A 16,685-nucleotide genomic window follows, 5' to 3' on the forward strand; every position below is an offset into this window, starting at 1 on the left:
CCGCACATGTCCTCAACGGGCGGTAAGGGCTGCTGTCCACCGGCGGGGCTTACCCATCGCCGCTCGTATTGCCATGGGCCTGCTCAAGCAGGTCGGTGACATGGGGCAGCAGGTTTTCCACCATCACCGCGACGCCTTCGGCATTGGGGTGGATGCCGTCGCCTTGATTCAGGGCCTCGACCATCGCCACGTCCTTTAGAAAAAAGGGAAAGAACCCGACGTCATGAGTGGCGGCGAGATCCGGATAAAGACCGTTGAAGGCCTGTTCGTACTCCCGGCCCAGATTGGGCGGCGCGTACATCCCGGCAAAAAGTGTCGGCAAGTCTTCGTCCCCGGCCAATCGGGCCAGGATGGCATCGAGATTGGCCCGGGTTTCGTCCGGGTCGATACCGCGCAGCCCGTCATTGGCGCCGAGTGCGACAAGAACGGCATCCGGCTCGTCCGCCAGAACCCAGTCCAGCCGCGCCCGGCCGCCGGCCGACGTATCGCCGGAAACACCGCCGTCCAGCACCGTCACCGGCCAGCCCTCGGCCCGGAGTGCGGATTCCAGTTGCGCAGTGAACCCTTGTTCCGGAGGCAGGCCATAGCCGGCGATCAAACTGTCGCCCAGCGCCAGCAGGCGCAGGTCGTCATCGGCCGCATCATCGGCCATTGCCGGAACCGAACCGGCCAGAACCACCATCGATGCTGCCCCCAGAGCCGAAACGAGCCCCAGCGCGGCAAGCCGTTTCAGTGCGGGAAAGCCCGTGTTGAAATACCGTCCTGCAAGGCCATTTGACGTTGGAACCGCAGAGACATCTGGATCATTCATGAAAACCACGCTGACAGAACGGAAATCGGGCGATCCGGCGATCGCGCTCGACAGGGTCCATCTAGAATTGGAAAGCGGGGCCGGCCCCGTCAACATCCTTCGTGGTATCGATCTGTCGATTGCGGCCGGAGACGTGGTCAGCGTCGTCGGGCCGTCGGGTTCCGGCAAGTCGAGCATGATGATGATCATAGCGGGGCTGGAACGGCCGACATCCGGCCGTGTGGTTGTCAGCGGCGCCGATCTGAACACCATGTCGGAAGACGCGCTCGCGCTTTTTCGCCGCGACACCATCGGCATCGTATTCCAGAACTTTCACCTGATTCCGACGATGACCGCGCTGGAGAATGTCGCGATTCCCCTGGAGTTCGCCGGGCGCAGCGACGCTTTCGACCGGGCGTCGGATGCCTTGACCGCCGTCGGGCTTGGTCACCGCCTTACCCATTACCCCGGTCAGCTGTCCGGTGGCGAGCAGCAGCGTACGGCGCTGGCACGCGCCTTTGCCGCCGACCCGCCGATTATCCTGGCCGACGAACCAACCGGCAACCTTGACGGCGATACCGGCCGTCAGGTCATCGATCTCATGTTCGAGCTTTCCCGCAAGCGCGGCGCAACCCTGATCCTGATCACCCATGACGCAGCACTCGCGGCCCGTTGCGACCGGACGGTCCGGCTCGAAGACGGGCTCATCCGCGATCCGTCATCGACACCGGCCCAAACCCCGGCCCGATCCCCGGTGACGGCATGACGGCCATCGCCGGCGAAGAATCGGCCCGTTCATTATCCCGGCGGGAGCGCCATGCGCGGGCCGAGCCCGGACTGCTTCAGGCTGTCAAGCTGGCACGTCGCGAGCTACGCGGCGGCCTTGCCGGATTTCGGATATTCTTCGCCTGTCTCATTCTGGGCGTTGCCGCCATCGCCACCGTGCAATCCGTCTCGTCGGGCATTCTCGACACGCTGCAGGACGACGGCCGGGCCATTCTCGGCGGCGATATCGCCGCCCGGACCCAGTTCACCGACATTACGCCCGATCAGCTTTCGGCCCTGAACGACATCGCCGAAACGGTGTCGTCCACGACCCAGATGCGGGCGATGGCGCGCGACCCCGAAAGTGGCGACGCGATTCTGGTCGATCTCAAGGCCGTGGACGAACCCTATCCGCTCTATGGTGCGATGGAATTGCGTGGCGGCGGCAGTCTGGACGACGCGCTGGCCGAACGCGGCGGGACGAGAGGCGCCGTGATCGAATTGCCGGTCGCAGCAAGGCTGGGGGTCGAGGTCGGCGACACGATCACGCTCGGCGAAGCCGGTTTCGAAATCCGCGACATCATCGTCGCCGAACCGGATCGCGCCGGCGGCGCCGGATTCGCCTTCGGTCCCCGCGTCATGATCGCCGACGCCGGATTGGCCGCCACCGATCTGATCCGCGAAGGATCGATGATCGACTATTACCATCGGCTGCGGCTGCCTGAAGGTCTGTCGGCAAGCGCCGCCGAGGAGGCGCTGCGCGCAGCCGCGCCGGACGCTGACTGGCGTCTGCGGACCTTCGACCGGGCGTCACCGTCACTGGAACAGATCGTCCAACAGATCACGCTGTTCCTGACCCTTGTCGGCCTGACCGCCCTGCTGGTCGGCGGTGTTGGCGTCAGCAATGCGGTCCGTGCCTTCGTCGAAGGCCGCACCCCGACGATCGCAACATTGAAATGCCTTGGCGCCACGTCGCGGCTGATATTTCAGACCTATCTCATTCAGGTTCTGGTCCTTGCCACCGGGGCCATCGTGATCGGGTTGGCCATTGGGGCCGCGACGCCGCCTCTGGTCTCGACGCTGCTCGCGGACCTCCTGCCGTTTTCGCTGCGCACCGGGGTGTACCCCGGAGCCCTGGCGATCGCGGCCCTGTTCGGTCTGCTGACGGCCCTCACCTTCTCGCTTTGGCCGCTGGCGCGAGTGCGCGATGTTTCCGCCGCCGCCCTGTTCCGCGAGGCCGGAGGGACCCTTCGGGGTTGGAGCCGCGGGGCGGTCGCGGCCGTCGCCGTTTCCGGTCTCGCCCTTGCGGGGCTGGCGATCGGCACCGCCCGCGATCCCGAATTCGCCGCATGGTTCGTCGTCGGGTCCCTGGCAACGCTGGTCGTCTTCCGCCTGATCGCCGGTGTGGTCGTTGCTTCGACGCGCCGTCTGGGCACGATCCACCGGCCGCTGGTACGACTGGCGATGGCCAATCTCAATCGCCCGGGCGCGCCGACGGTGAACGTGGTCCTATCCCTTGGCCTCGGGGTCACCGTGCTGGTGGCCATCGTCCTGATCGAAGGCAATCTGAAACGGCAGATCGAGGGCGATTTGCCCGACCGGGCGCCCAGCTTTTTCTTCGTAGACATCCAGGCCGACCAGCGTGACGCCTTCGTCGACACGGTCTCCGCTTTCGAGGGCGTCTCGGACCTTCGCGACGTTCCGTCGCTGCGCGGCCGGATCGCCGAGGTCAACGGCGTCCCCGCAGAGGATGCGCTGGTGGATGGCGCGTCGGGATGGGTGGTGCGCGGCGATCGGGGCGTTACCTATGCGGCCGAGCCGGAGAACCGGGACATCGTAGCTGGCGACTGGTGGGCACCGGATTACGCCGGGCCGCCGCTGGTCTCGATATACAGCGATATCGCGGAGGCCTTCGCGATCGGTGTCGGCGATACCATGACGGTCCGCATCCTCGGACGCGACATCGAGGCTGAAGTCGCCAATGTCCGCGACATCGACTGGGGCACGCTTGGAATCAATTTCACCATGGTCTTCTCGCCAACACCGCTGAACGCGGCGCCGCATACCTATATCGCCACGCTTCACGCTGCCGACGCGGCGACCGAGACTGCCCTGCAACGCGCCGTCGCAGCCGAATTCGGCAATGTGACCACGGTCAATATCCGGCAGGCGCTCGACACCTTCGGCAGTATCCTGGAGCGGCTGATCGTCGCCGTACGCGCCATTGCGGCGGTGACGATCGTTGCCGGAACGCTCGTGCTCGCCGGCGCGGTCGCCGCCGGTCACCGCCGGCGGGTCTACGAGGCCGTCGTCCTCAAGGTTCTCGGCGCGACCCGAGGAAAGATCCTGCGGGGGTACGCTCTCGAATACGGACTGATGGGGCTGCTAACCGGAATCGTTGCCGCGGTCCTGGGGACGCTGGCGGCGTGGATCGTGGTGACCCAGGTCATGGACCTCGACTGGGTCTTTCTGCCGCTGACCATTGTCGCGACCACCATTCTGTGCATCGTCATAACCGTGGCGCTCGGATTCGTCGGGACATGGCGGGCGTTGAGCCGCAAGGCCGCGCCCCTGCTGCGCAACGAATGACGGCGTCCGGAAAATCGCCACGCTTTCGGCGCATGGTGCGGGCTGATCGGCGCCATTGGTTCGATTTTGGTTGAAAAACAAGCCACTATCGCCAATATGAAGCTCGCTGAGAGTTTTTTGAGACGGGTGAGGACTAGGATGGCAACGCAAGGACAGGATCGCTTTACGACGGTCAACCGCAGCCGGACGGTTGATCAGGCCGAGATGGATCTCGGACTGCGGGACTATATGCTCCGGGTCTATAACTACATGGCAACCGGTCTGGCCGTCAGTGGTCTGGTCGCGTGGCTGGTGGCGAATACGGCCCTGCAGGGCGTGTTCTTCTCGGTCAACCCGGAGACGGGGATGGCCGGGCCGAATCTGCTGGGTCTGATCGGCATGTTCGGGCCGCTTGGCCTTTTGTTCGCGATGATGTACGCGGCACACAAATCGTCCGCGTCGACGCTTCAGGCTATGTATTGGGCGTTCGTGGCGCTTCAGGGCATTTCGCTGTCGCTGATCCTGATGATGTACACGGGCGAAAGCGTCATGCGCGTGTTCTTCATCACCGCCGCTTCGTTCGCTGGTCTCAGCCTGTTCGGCTATACGACGAAGCGTGATCTGTCAGGCTTCGGCTCGTTTCTGGTCATGGGCCTGATCGGCCTCCTGATCGCGATGGTCGTGAATATCTTCGTCGCAAGTTCAATGCTGATGTTCGTGATCTCTGCCGCTGGTGTCCTGATCTTCGCCGGGTTGACGGCCTATTACACGCAGGAAATCAAGCTGCAGTATTCCGCCGACGCTGACAGCGAAACCCAGACCAAGGGCGCGATCATGGGTGCGATTACCCTGTATCTGGCTTTTATCAACCTCTTCCAGTTCCTGATGATGTTCCTGGGGCAGCGCGAGTAACACCGTCCGCCTCCGGTCCGGCTTTTATCCGGAAAAGACCAGGCCCGGTGCTGCATTGCGGCACCGGGCCTTTTCATGCGTCAGCCTTTTGATACGCTCAGTCGGTATTGGCGGCTTCACGCTGATATGCGATGAGGTCGAGCGACGGCGCGTCGCCGGTCAACCGCGTCATGAGGGCATGAACCTGCCCGCGATGATGGGTCTGATGGTTGAAGAAATGCATGAGCGCCGGCGCCAGCGGCTGCTCGATCTCCTGGGGATGAACGATCGTCCGATATGTGATGGTGCCGGCCAGCGCATCTCCGTCCAGGCTGTCGGTATAGCGCACGATCGCTTCGTCTTCCGCATCGCGCGCGGCCCGCAAGGCGGCGAAATCCTCATACAGGATGGTGTCCAATCGGTCGGCAGGTGACGGTGCGCCGGTGAACCGGCTCATCCAGATCCGATCGGCCAGCAACAAATGATTCAGCGTGCCGTGAACGGACCGGAAATAGGCTTCGAGATCCTCGCGGTACTGACTGTCCGGCAAACCGGCGGCCGCGGCGAAGATGCGCTCGTTGGCCCATCGGTTGTAGCGCGCCATCATCGTGAACAGATCGGGCATCGTGAACAGATCAGGCAACATATCGGCACACCCTGACATCAGTTGTGGGAAGCGTCGATGATGCCTCAAACCGCCGACCGACGGCAATAATCCGTCAGCGACCGGCTTTCGCTGACTTAGTGGCGGAAATGCCGAATACCTGTGAACACCATCGCCAGACCCGCATCGTCCGCGGCCTTGATGACCTCGTCGTCACGGATCGACCCGCCGGGCTGGATCACGGCCGTCGCGCCGGCCTCGATCGCCGCGTCGAGCCCGTCGGCAAAGGGGAAGAACGCATCCGATGCCACGACCGAGCCCTTTGTTGCCGGCGTTGCCTCACCGGCCGCGTCGGCGGCATCGGCGGCTTTACGCGCCGCGATCCGCGAGCTGTCCACACGGCTCATCTGTCCGGCACCGATGCCAACCGTCGCCCTGTTCCTGACATAGACGATGGCGTTGGACTTCACATGCTTGGCCACGCAGAACGCAAACAGCATGTCGGCCAGCTCGATGTCGGTCGGCGCACGCTTTGTCACCACCCGGATGTCGTCGGCCGTCACGCGCCGGGTATCCGCATCCTGAATCAGAAACCCGCCGGAGACGGTGCGGATCGTCGGTCGCAACGCCGATCCATCGGCCGCCCGGTCCGGCATGTGACCGGTTTCCAGCAGCCGCAGCGAGGTCTTTCCGGCCAGACGCTCGACCGCGGCTTTGTCGAAGGACGGTGCGATGACCACTTCGAGGAACAGGGACGCGAGACGCTCGGCCAGTGACTCGTTGACCGGCCGATTGCATGCCACGATCCCGCCGAAGGCACTGACCGGATCGCAGGCCAGTGCCCGGTCGTACGCATCGACCAGGGTTGAGCCGGTCGCCGCACCGCAGGGATTGGCGTGTTTGATGATGGCGATGCCGGGATCGTCGAATTCAGCCGCCAGTTCGAAGGCCGCGTCGGTATCATTGATGTTGTTGTACGACAGTTCCTTGCCCTGAAGCTGTCTGGCCGTCGCCACCCCGGGACGCTCCGGCGAGGTCGCGTAAAAAGCGGCGGACTGGTGTGGGTTCTCGCCATAGCGCAGAAACTGCCGACGCTGCCCGCCGAAAGCAAAACGGCGCGGATACCGCTCACCGCTTTCCGCATTCAGCCACGACGCGATCGCTGCGTCATAGCCGGCGGTTTTGGAAAAGGCTGCCGCCGCCAGACGCTTTCTCAGTTCGGGCTGCGTCGCACCGCCGCTCGCATGCATATCGTCCAGCACCGCCGCGTAATCATCCGGATCCGTGACGACAGTGACATAGGCGTGATTCTTCGCCGCGGCGCGGATCATCGCCGGCCCGCCAACGTCGATGTTCTCGATGCAGGTGTCGAAATCCGCACCGCCAGCCAATGTCGACTCGAACGGGTAAAGGTTCACAACCAACAGATCGATACGTCCGATGCCATAGTCGGTCATCGCCTCGACGTGGTCGGTGTCGTCGCGGCGGGCAAGCAGTCCGCCGTGGATACGCGGGTGCAGGGTTTTCACCCTGCCGTCCATGATTTCTGGAAAGCCCGTATAGTCCGATACGTCGCGCACCGGGATCCCGGCCTCGCGCAAGGCCCGGGCCGATCCGCCCGTCGACAGCAGTTCGACCTTCTGGTCCGCGAGCGCGCGCGCGAAATCGATAATCCCTGACTTGTCCGAAACCGAGATCAAGGCCCGTTCGATACGCTGGGAAGTAGTGACCATTGGATCCGCCTGCCGCATTGTCATGAAACCCCGGTGAAGCGTCGTTCATACCCCCACCGGTCGACGCATGCAAACATCACGGCACCCGACGGCCGGGATCCAGGCCCGGGTACGGCGCCAGGGCACGGCTCGGCTTAACCGGCGGGACTGCCTTTTACGGCCTCGTCGGCGGTTTCAGGTTCGCGTTTCTCCATGCGGAGATACTGGACCAGTTCGTCCTGCAGATCGTCGCGAATGCGATCGGGATGGGTGATCTGCAGATAGAACAGGGTGAAATAGTTCACCTTCACCCAGGTGACCCCTCGCGCGACGATGATGCTGCCCGCCTTGCCCAGGAAGGCCGCAACGAACAACGGGACGACCGAGATCACAAGAGCGCCGTCGGTCAGCAGGAAGTCCGGCAGTTCACCGCCGCCGACCGGAAAGGCGCCCGACGGCAGGACCGACGCGAGGTACCACGACAGGAAGATCGCCAGCGGCACCATGACCCCATAAATCGGAGCAGCGAGGGCGGCGGCGACGCGGCCGAACAGGTCGATGCCGAAGACGCCGGCCAGCGTCGCCGGCACCCGGTCGCGCAGTTCCTTGATGCGGCCGATGGACTCCCGGATCGACAGGCCGTCGATCGCGATGGCCGGCAGCACATAGTGACTGACCAGATCCCATACCTCGAGAAATCCGGACAGGATCAGATTAATCAGCCCGCCCGACTTCCGGTTCCGCGCATATTTCGCGTACGCCATGGCGATATCGAGCAGCGCCAGGCGCCAGACCGCACCACCGTGGCTGGTGTCGGCGGCCGCAGCCGATGCGTCCCCGGCCACAATCCGCCGATGAACGATCGCACTCTGGCGAAGCTCCGATCCGATGAAGTAGAAGAATTTTCCGAACCAGAGGACCGCGGCGGCCAGCAGCACCAGCCAGGACGTTCCCCAAAGCGCGTTGTCCTGCACGAGCACCGCATGCATCGCCATCCCCAGACCGGCAAGGAATACCGCGGCCTGAACGATGCCAAGGATCGAGGTCGTCACCATGGGCTTCAGGATCGACCAATCCGCACCGACGATCGTTACCGAATTCTTTATCAGGTATCCGATGTTCTGGATGCGATCGGTAAGGGGAATGCGTCGAAGATTGTCCATGTATTACCCCACTGACGGTACCGTTTACCGGCCTCTTTCGGCTTAATTGCTGAATACGTATTGGTTAGCCTGTCGGGGTATACTTTCCTACGTCCGGGTTGGTGTCAACCGTATCGCACCCACTGCTGGGACTCGGCGGCCGTCCGGCCGTTTCGCGTTCCGTAGGTATTCAGGACAACATCGTCGGTCCGGGTTCCAGCTTACTCGGCCGCCGCTGCCTGCCCTTCCTCGACCGCCGTCATGCGTATCACCCTGTCGGCGGTATCAATGGTTTCCTTGCGGTGAGCAATGGCGACGCGGGTGATCCCCATCGACTTGATCACCTCGCTGATCCGGTGCTCGTTGTCGACGTCGAGATGGCTGGTCGCCTCGTCCATGAACAGGATCTTCGGCTTGTGATAGAGGGCGCGCGCAATCAGAATGCGCTGTTTCTGTCCGCCGGAAAGACTGCTGCCCAGATCGCCGACCAGCGTCTGGAAGCCCATGGGCATCTTCATCACCTCTTCGGCTATCGATGCCGCCGCGGCGCATTGGACGGCCAGTTCCATGTCCGGCGTGTCGTCGAACATTGTAACATTGTCCAGAATACTGCCGGCAAACAGTTGGTCGCCCTGCGATACAATGGCGATGTCGTCGCGAAAATTGCGCACTCCATAGTCATAGATATTGACACCATCGACCAGCACCAAACCGGATGTCGGGCGCATCAATCCTGTCATTATTTTCATCAGGGTTGTTTTCCCGCAACCGGACGGTCCGGTTACGGCAACATATTCACCCTTCTCTATTTCGAACGACAGCTCTTTTATGACTGGCGCCTCTTCTTCGTGATATCGGAAGGTAAGATTGTTTACGGATATATTACCTTCAATCCTGCTCATCTTTCCGCGTTCTTCATCGTTACTTCTTTCCGGCGGTTCGATCACGATATCCGAAACACGATGCAAGTGCAGCTTCAGCATCCGGAATTCGATCGCTTTGTCGATGAAGGCCAGCGCCGCATCCGAGAACTGCTGCCGGTACGAAAGGAAGGCATAGAGCATCCCGACGGTCAGATCGTTCTCGATCACCAGCAAGACGCCGATCCAGACCAGGGTGACATGTTCGGCGCCCGTGACGAACATGCTGAGCGATCGATAGAAGATCCGGATCCGCTCGACCTTGACGCCGGAACTGATTTCGTCGGCAAATTTGTTCTTCCAGCCAGAGGTCCGGATCGGCTCGTGATTGAAGCTGCGGATCGTCTCCATCGCCCGCGCGGATTCAAGGAAATGGCTGTCTTCCTTGGCGCCGTTGATGATTTCCTCTTCCATGAGGCGCCGAAGCGGACGGATCAACACGGCCCTGACCGTGCCATAAAACATCACGACGCCAACCGCGACGGCCGTCAACGTCCACGAGTAATAGGCCATGACGACGACAACGGTCAGCACCACGATACCGTCTACGACTGCTTCGACGAAGCCGTTGGTCAGAACGCGGTTGATCTCCCGCAGCGAGCCGAATCGCGAGACGATATCCCCGACATGCCGCTTGGCGAAGAACGTCAACGGCAGCCGCATCAGGTGGTTGAACAGATTGTTGGCCAGCTGGAAGTTTAGCTGAGCACCGACAAAGGCGACGACCCACCCTCTGAGGGCAAAGGTTAAAGCTCGGAAAAAGTGAATCGCCAGGAAACCCAGACCGAGCACGAGCAGCAGATCTCGGTCCTGGCTCAGCGCAACCTCGTCGATGGCCAGCTGAACGAAATAGGGTATGACCAGCGCGAAAGCCTGAATGAACAGCGACAGCAGCAGGACCTTGCCCAAAGTCGCGATCAAGCCCTGGGAATGCTGCCAGAGCGAGCGAATGGTTACGTCGTTGCTGGCCTTGACCTGCTCGAAATCGGCGTTGGGCGAGAACTCGACGGCAACACCGGTGTAGCCGTCGGAGAGCTCGTCGAGCGTAAGATGACGTTCGCCCTGCGCCGGGTCATGAATGATGGCCTTGTTGCGCGTAATCTTGCGCAAGACGACGAAGTGATCGAAGCCCCAATGCAGGATGGCCGGCAACTGGATTCGCGGGAGGGCATGCAGGCCGACCTTCATCGGCCGGCCACTCATCTTCAGGCGCTGACCAATGGCCAGCAGGCTCTTCAGATTGGTCCCCCGCAGCGATGCCGGAAACTTCTGCCGTAGCGTCTCGACCGTCGTCTCATAGCCATGATACGACGCGACCATGGCCAGGCAGGTGATCCCGCATTCCGAACTTTCGGTCTGGTGATAGATCGGCAGCCTTGGGTAGAACCGGAAGTGCAACCGGTCGAAGACTCTCTTTTCAGCAACCATCACTCGAACCTTCCGGTGACGTCCTGGATCGGCTTCATCACCCAGTCGAATACCGACAGCGGCTGGCTTACGAGATCGACCTCGACGCCCATGCCGGGCAGCATCGGGAACACGCCGTCCCGCGTGATGACGTTCTGTTCGTCGATATCAATTCGCAGTCGGTATACGGCCGTCTGGAATTCGGCGGTTGCCGGATGGTCGCCCGGGCGCAATGTCGTATCGGAAATGTAGGTGACCTCGCCGTCGAACGTTCCATAACGCTGATAGGGAAAGGACGGAAACTTGATATCCACATCCTGGCCCAGGGAAACGCCGCCGATAGCCGCCGCCGGAACGAAGACTTCGGCTTCCAGCAATGACCAAAGCGGCAGCAAGGTCATGACGGGTGCGGCTGCGGAAACCGGGCTGCCGACGCTGGCAAGCATCGTTGTCACCCGCCCGTCGATTGGCGCCGCCAGTGTCTGGGTCAACTGTGATCGTCGTTCGATGGAAAGCTGCCGTGTCGTCAGTATTTCGCGATCGATCTGGACTTGAGCCCGGGCCAGTTCCTGCTGCGTTTGGGAAAGCTGATGCTCCAACGTCGCCTGTTCCGCCCCGTTCCTGGCGATCTCGATCTCTTTAACCCGGACGGCACTTTGAAGCGCGCTCAGTTCATCTTCTTCGGTTCGCAGCGCCGATTGGCTCAGGATACCCTGGCGGGCCAGACGTTCACGGCCAGCGAACCGCTCGCGCGCGTTGACCAGTTGCTCCTGCAGGGATTCCAGTTCCGTAGCGAGAAGGTCATGCCCCAGTTCCAGAGCATTCATGCGTTGTTCGGCAATATTGATTTCGGCCTCCAGGGACCGCTCGATCATTGCCCTCTCGCGCTCAAGGGAAGCGATCAGATTCTCCGCTTCGCTCAGCCACGCTTCACCCCAGCGGCGCCCACCATCCAATGAATTCTGATAGGAGACGACCATCAACGGATCGCCGGCTTCGACGACACTGCCATCCTCGACGAATGTCTCGATGACGACACCATTGCCTTCCGGGAATACCTTGGCCGTGCCATCCTGGGTAACGAGTTGGCCGGCGGCACCGGATCGGGGCCGATAATCCGCAAACGCAAAAAAGGTTCCGAGTGCGGTGACTAGCATAAGGACGATAGCAGCCAGCCACCAATTACTTGCGTTCGACGCAATTAAAACATTTCCATTGAGTCGATTTAAATATGCCTTGCGTGCTTTTTCTCTGAATAGATTTTCATTCATTGAGCGACCTGTCAATTAAAGCATTTTCTAACTCTATTATTATTATAAAGCGACGTTGTATAGGGGCTACCGTACACGCAACGATAGCCCCTTCGATCGGTACCGATTACATGATCACCGGCCCAGGGATCGGCCCCGGAACCGGGTAAGGCCCCGGAATCGGATACGGGCCCGGAATCGGATACGGGTATACCGGCAGCAGTTCGGCGGCTCCGCCGCTGACGACTTCGATCTCTTGATCGGTCATCACGTCAATCTGGTTTTCCATGGTGACATCCTTGGCTTGGACGTGACGGACCGGGATCCTGCGGTGTCGCCGCGATGGACGCGACGGAACAGCGTCACACTGGGGCCACACCGTGGTGGTGTTCATCCCGGCCTGAGGCGTACCATCGACGGAAGACGGCATTCAGCAATCTGCCGGTTGCGCGTCTTCCGCCGATCGTATAGTCTGTTTGAAGATTGGGTTCGGAACCGCGTCATGTCCCTGATGGCACCGTACCAAATCTCCAGTGGTGATCTATTGGGTCGTTAGCCCCAGATCAGATCACCGATGTCGTTGCCGACTTCCTTGCCGAACTGGTACCATTCGCGGGGATTCAGGATGTCCCAGGCGCTTCCGCCGTCGACCATGTCGATCTCGGCAACCGTCATGGCAACGATGTCGTTTTCCATCATGTTCGATCTCCTTGGAAAAGGTTGTTGATCTGTTGGTCGCTACAACTGATTAGTTGTTCTCTTTGTAGCTTTGGGCCAGGCCCACAGCGACGCCGCCCAGGAAGATGCCGCCGGCGATGATGCCGCCAACGCACACGCCGCCACAGACGACACCGCCGTCGACTTCGGCGATTTCGTCGCTGTTCAGGTCGGAGATCTGGTTTTCAACATGGCTCATGGTGGTCTCCATTACTTGGTGGTTCTGACAACCGACAGATGCACCTCACATTTGCCGGTGCGGGCTTGGAACTCGCCCGCTAAGTACCGGCGCGAATGCGCCGGATCCCATATGACGCCGATTCTACAGCTGGGGCTGACCCGCAGTGCGCAGGAGCCGGATCAGTTCTTTTGCGGCATCGATAATGCCACCGCCTTCAATCTCGGAAACTTCCTGGGCGGTCAGAGGCCGCACGGCCGTCTCGGCGTCGTCGTTCTTGATGGTTGAAGTGTTTTTTGTTTCATTGGTATTCATGAGAATACTCCAAATCTTTATTGATGATATTTCTTAAATAACTTTCACGTTACTTAAAAAATATCGTATACATGGCGTTGCCAATGGTGATTCCCGAAGCAAAAAGGACGATCCCACCAAATATTGACAACAGGACTATGACCGACGTTGGGAGATTGATATCCATTTTCTACCTCCTTACTGAATGGTTGTTAGATGATCAAGCAATAATAATAGGTTATCATTGCCCCTTGCACGTGCCGGATCGGAGAAAAATTTGTCATTTACGACAACAGCCGGAATTGCTCGTATTCTGTTTTCCAGTAGCCAAGCTCGTATTTCGTCTTCGCGATCACTAACAGCCCCACTTGAGTACGTTTCTTCAATCAAAACAGTCTGTTCGTCGCTAATCGGTAGTGAATCTATTAAAGCGTCTACGTCATCTGCTTCCACATCATTTTCGTGTATAGCTGTAAACAACGCAGTTATATTATCTTCTTGGTCATTGTTGGTTTCTTGCATCGTAATAATAAGGCGCCCAAGTTCAGCCCATTGATCTTCGTGGAAGAAGGGCACTCTCACGATATACAAGTCGTTCTCGTCTGCCCAGGCTTTGAGACCGTCTTCCAATCGATAACAATGCGGGCATGCAGGCGAGAAAATATTGACGACACTATCCTCGGAAGCACCGAAGGGTTCACTCAATTCTTCATAATGGACCCCTTCAACGGGTTGCTGAGCTTCAGCAACATTAGCCAGGAGTGCTAACACGAACGCTGAGTAAGAGAATTTTCCAATTTTCATTTCGCAACTCTCCGATGAAAACCTGAGGCGACGCCAACTATCGCAAAGCCTGTACACGCAATTCCAAGACCCAAAGCACCATAGTCGAAAGCGATTGAGATCGGTCGGTCGCCGCATAGCGCACGGACTTCGAATAACCACGGCGCCAATGTTTCGAGAGGCAACCAGTGCGGGAACGGTGAGCCAAAGCCGCAGGCAAAAACTTCACCGAATGCATTATTGAAACTCTGCCAAAGTAACACTAGGGACGAAATAAATACAAATGTTGTGACAATTCTATTATTATAAACAATACCAAACAGAGAGAAGAAGAATGCTGCGGCTACACATAGTCTGATTATGACACATTTTTGGCACGGCTGTATATCGAATGCATGCTGTGATACGAGCGCAATTACAAGAGCGGCGCCAGATAAGATTGATATTATAAAGTATACACTTCCGGTTTGGAATGTAGTCACTTTAGTTTTGATCTCTTCAATACTAAAGAAGCTTGAGATTAACATCTCGTTAACTTCCCGATAATCTGTCTTGATATGAAGATTGTCACGCACAGATAGTTATGTCAATGCCGACATCGCCATTAGGTTGTATTTTTCTCGCCGAAACCACCCGCTTTCCCCTCATAAACGGGCTGTGCAGGGATTGACCGGGCTGAAATTCGGCTTTTTCAACCGACTGGAGCACAGCTTTAAGATGTAGCGAATACATGAGGTTTTTGATCTATATTGCACCGCACAAATGCCGCCTTGGCCTGCTCTTGCTGGTATGCACGCCGCACCACGCATAGCATCCTCGGCCCGCCCCTTTCCCATCATCGTGAACCGCCTATTTTGAGCGTATCGGCCCAGCCCGAGGCCAGCGTGATCAGGAGACCATTATGATAGACCGGCATGCCCGTCGAGCGGTGCGGCCCTTCATTGATATCGCCGTTCTGGCGTTAGCATGGAGCGTGCTCAGCCTCGCCGTTGGCATCCCGGCCCGTCCCGACGCCCTGTTTACGGATTGGCATATCGGACTTTCCCTTGAAGTGGCCATCGGTCTCGGTCTGTTGGCGGCATGGCGCGCGCTGGGTCTGCCGCGCAACCGCGTCTGGATCGCACTATTCACAGCTGCCGTGGTTCTCACCGCTACGATCCAGCTTGCCGACATGACGGCCCGGGCCGTGGTCGCCAGACCGTTGAACATCGTGCTCGACATCACCCTCATCCCGGCATTGTTCGATGTCATGCAGACGACTCTGGGTGGCTGGCGGGCCACCGGGGCTATCATCGCCATCATTGCCCTGATCGTCCTCAGCGCGTTCCTGGTCTATAAATTGCTGCACCTGACCGACCGGCGCATGGGAAACCCTGCCGCCCGTGTTGGCGCAGGGGTGATCGTTCTCGTGGCCGCCGGGTTGACGGCTGGCCAGCACAGCGCCGGCGCTCTTATCGCGGGTTATCACCCGATGAACACCGGCGGCATGCGGGCCTGGGAAATACAAATCGACAAATTCGCCGAGAATCAGCGACGGAGGGCGGCATTCTTGCAGGCGGCCACGGAAGACCCCCTCAATGGATGGCGGCCGGGCAATGGCTCAACGCCGCCCGAAGCGTCGTTGTTCGACAGATTGAACGGCGCGGATGTCCTGCTCATCTATATCGAAAGCTATGGCCGCAGCGCCGTGGAAGATCCCCTTTATGCCGATACGGTCCGCCCGGTTCTTGAAAGGTTGGACGCGCGCTTCACAGACGCGGGCCTTAGCAGCCGCAGCGGATGGATGACCGCGCCAATGGTCGGCGGCCAGTCCTGGCTTGCCCATGCCACAATGCTGAGCGGTCTCTGGATCAACGATCAGGCGTTTTTTCATCTTTTCGTTGCCGAGCCCCGCTTGACCCTCGTGGACATGTTCAACCGCGCAGGCTATCGAACAGCCGCCTATATGCCGGCGATCACATTGCCGTGGCCGGAGGGACGGCGCTACGATTTCGACCGGATCTATGAAGTTCGGGACATGGATTATGCCGGCCCCAAATGGTATTGGGGGACCATTCCGGACCAATGGGTTCTGGATTTCCTGGAGCGCGGAGAGCGCCAGCGCCCCGCCGAAGGCGATCGCGCGCCGCTTTTCGTCAAGGCCGCACTGATTTCAAGCCATGCGCCCTGGCTGCCGACGCCGGAGGTCGTGCCGTGGGAGACCCTTGGCGATGGCGAAATCTATGACCAATGGGCCGGTCAGGGCGACCCTCCCCATGTCGTATGGCGCGACCAGGATCGGATTCAGCAAAAATACCGGGAGTCGGTTGCCTATTCGATCGAGGCGGTCGGCGACTATGTCGCCAACTTCGCCGATGACGAAACCCTGGTGATCTTTTTGGGCGACCATCAACCAGCAACGCTGATCACGGGTCTGGATGCCGGCTTCGATGTCCCGGTTCATGTGGTCAGCGGCGATCGAAACCTTGTCGATGCCTTCGCCGATCTGGATTTCCGGCCCGGCCTGATCCCCGCTGCCGACGCCACACCTCACCGGATGGATATCTTCCGCAACTGGATGGTCCAGGCCTATTCATCGCTGCCCGAATCGGTTGAAGACGGTCTGGTGTCCGAAACCGAAGCCGAATCGACGGCGCCGGCCATCAGCCCCGACTCCTGACCAGC

General features: G+C 59.8%; 16 protein-coding genes. 4 read left to right on the plus strand and 12 right to left on the minus strand.

All coding sequences use genetic code 11. The features are described 5' to 3' along the window. Nucleotides 1-49 precede the first annotated feature (49 nt). Nucleotides 50-811 (minus strand): arylesterase, encoded by a 762-nt coding sequence (locus ABZ728_RS01770; protein ID WP_366653889.1) that lies wholly within the window; start codon nucleotides 809-811, stop codon nucleotides 50-52. On the opposite strand from ABZ728_RS01770, the gene ABZ728_RS01775 reads away from it, so the two are divergent. From ABZ728_RS01775 to ABZ728_RS01785, 3 genes are all read left to right on the plus strand, one after another. Continuing rightward, nucleotides 810-1,556: an ABC transporter ATP-binding protein gene (locus ABZ728_RS01775; protein WP_366653890.1), complete on the plus strand. Its 747-nt coding sequence runs from the start codon at nucleotides 810-812 to the stop codon at nucleotides 1,554-1,556. The two genes, ABZ728_RS01770 and ABZ728_RS01775, sit on opposite strands and share 2 nt — an antisense overlap. Beyond that, entirely contained in the window at nucleotides 1,553-4,144 is a 2,592-nt protein-coding gene (locus ABZ728_RS01780) for an FtsX-like permease family protein (RefSeq protein ID WP_366653891.1), read from the plus strand. The genes ABZ728_RS01775 and ABZ728_RS01780 overlap by 4 nt, the downstream gene beginning before the upstream one ends. A 138-nt stretch (nucleotides 4,145-4,282) precedes the next feature. After that, entirely contained in the window at nucleotides 4,283-5,035 is a 753-nt protein-coding gene (locus tag ABZ728_RS01785; RefSeq protein ID WP_366653892.1) for a Bax inhibitor-1/YccA family protein, read from the plus strand. Between the two features lie 97 nt (nucleotides 5,036-5,132). On the opposite strand, the gene ABZ728_RS01790 is transcribed toward ABZ728_RS01785, so the two are convergent. From ABZ728_RS01790 to ABZ728_RS01840, 11 genes are all read right to left on the minus strand, one after another. Continuing rightward, complete coding sequence (locus ABZ728_RS01790; protein ID WP_366653894.1) at nucleotides 5,133-5,660, minus strand: DinB family protein; 528 nt, start codon at nucleotides 5,658-5,660, stop codon at nucleotides 5,133-5,135. 95 nt (nucleotides 5,661-5,755) lie between these two features. Next, complete coding sequence (gene purH, locus ABZ728_RS01795) at nucleotides 5,756-7,351, minus strand: bifunctional phosphoribosylaminoimidazolecarboxamide formyltransferase/IMP cyclohydrolase (RefSeq protein ID WP_366653895.1); 1,596 nt, start codon at nucleotides 7,349-7,351, stop codon at nucleotides 5,756-5,758. 134 nt (nucleotides 7,352-7,485) lie between these two features. Continuing rightward, nucleotides 7,486-8,493, minus strand: a complete 1,008-nt coding sequence (locus ABZ728_RS01800) for a hypothetical protein (protein ID WP_366653896.1) — start codon at nucleotides 8,491-8,493, stop codon at nucleotides 7,486-7,488. A gap of 200 nt (nucleotides 8,494-8,693) precedes the next feature. After that, nucleotides 8,694-10,820 (minus strand): peptidase domain-containing ABC transporter, encoded by a 2,127-nt coding sequence (locus ABZ728_RS01805; protein ID WP_366653897.1) that lies wholly within the window; start codon nucleotides 10,818-10,820, stop codon nucleotides 8,694-8,696. After that, a complete protein-coding gene (locus tag ABZ728_RS01810; protein WP_366653898.1) occupies nucleotides 10,820-11,956 on the minus strand; it encodes an HlyD family efflux transporter periplasmic adaptor subunit in 1,137 nt (378 codons plus the stop codon). The genes ABZ728_RS01805 and ABZ728_RS01810 overlap by 1 nt, the downstream gene beginning before the upstream one ends. Before the next feature lie 220 nt (nucleotides 11,957-12,176). Continuing rightward, complete coding sequence (locus ABZ728_RS01815) at nucleotides 12,177-12,338, minus strand: hypothetical protein (protein ID WP_366653899.1); 162 nt, start codon at nucleotides 12,336-12,338, stop codon at nucleotides 12,177-12,179. A gap of 263 nt (nucleotides 12,339-12,601) precedes the next feature. Next, complete coding sequence (locus ABZ728_RS01820; RefSeq protein ID WP_366653900.1) at nucleotides 12,602-12,748, minus strand: hypothetical protein; 147 nt, start codon at nucleotides 12,746-12,748, stop codon at nucleotides 12,602-12,604. 49 nt (nucleotides 12,749-12,797) lie between these two features. Beyond that, entirely contained in the window at nucleotides 12,798-12,965 is a 168-nt protein-coding gene (locus tag ABZ728_RS01825) for a hypothetical protein (protein ID WP_366653902.1), read from the minus strand. A 123-nt stretch (nucleotides 12,966-13,088) separates the two neighbouring features. Further along, on the minus strand, nucleotides 13,089-13,259 hold the full coding sequence (locus ABZ728_RS01830; protein ID WP_366653903.1) for a hypothetical protein: 171 nt from the start codon (nucleotides 13,257-13,259) through the stop codon (nucleotides 13,089-13,091). Between the two features lie 177 nt (nucleotides 13,260-13,436). Continuing rightward, entirely contained in the window at nucleotides 13,437-14,042 is a 606-nt protein-coding gene (locus ABZ728_RS01835) for a hypothetical protein (protein ID WP_366653905.1), read from the minus strand. Next, entirely contained in the window at nucleotides 14,039-14,548 is a 510-nt protein-coding gene (locus tag ABZ728_RS01840) for a disulfide bond formation protein B (protein ID WP_366653907.1), read from the minus strand. Before ABZ728_RS01840 ends, ABZ728_RS01835 begins: the two co-directional genes overlap by 4 nt. A gap of 374 nt (nucleotides 14,549-14,922) precedes the next feature. Here ABZ728_RS01840 and ABZ728_RS01845 point away from each other — a divergent pair, with 374 nt between their 5' ends. Then, nucleotides 14,923-16,680 carry a sulfatase-like hydrolase/transferase gene (locus ABZ728_RS01845; protein WP_366653908.1) on the plus strand — a complete coding sequence of 586 codons (1,758 nt, stop codon included), beginning with the start codon at nucleotides 14,923-14,925 and terminating at the stop codon, nucleotides 16,678-16,680. The last annotated feature ends 5 nt before the right edge of the window (nucleotides 16,681-16,685 follow it).

Origin of the sequence: Fodinicurvata sp. EGI_FJ10296 (assembly GCF_040712075.1) — a bacterium.
Classification (GTDB): Bacteria; Pseudomonadota; Alphaproteobacteria; order DSM-16000; family Inquilinaceae; genus JBFCVL01.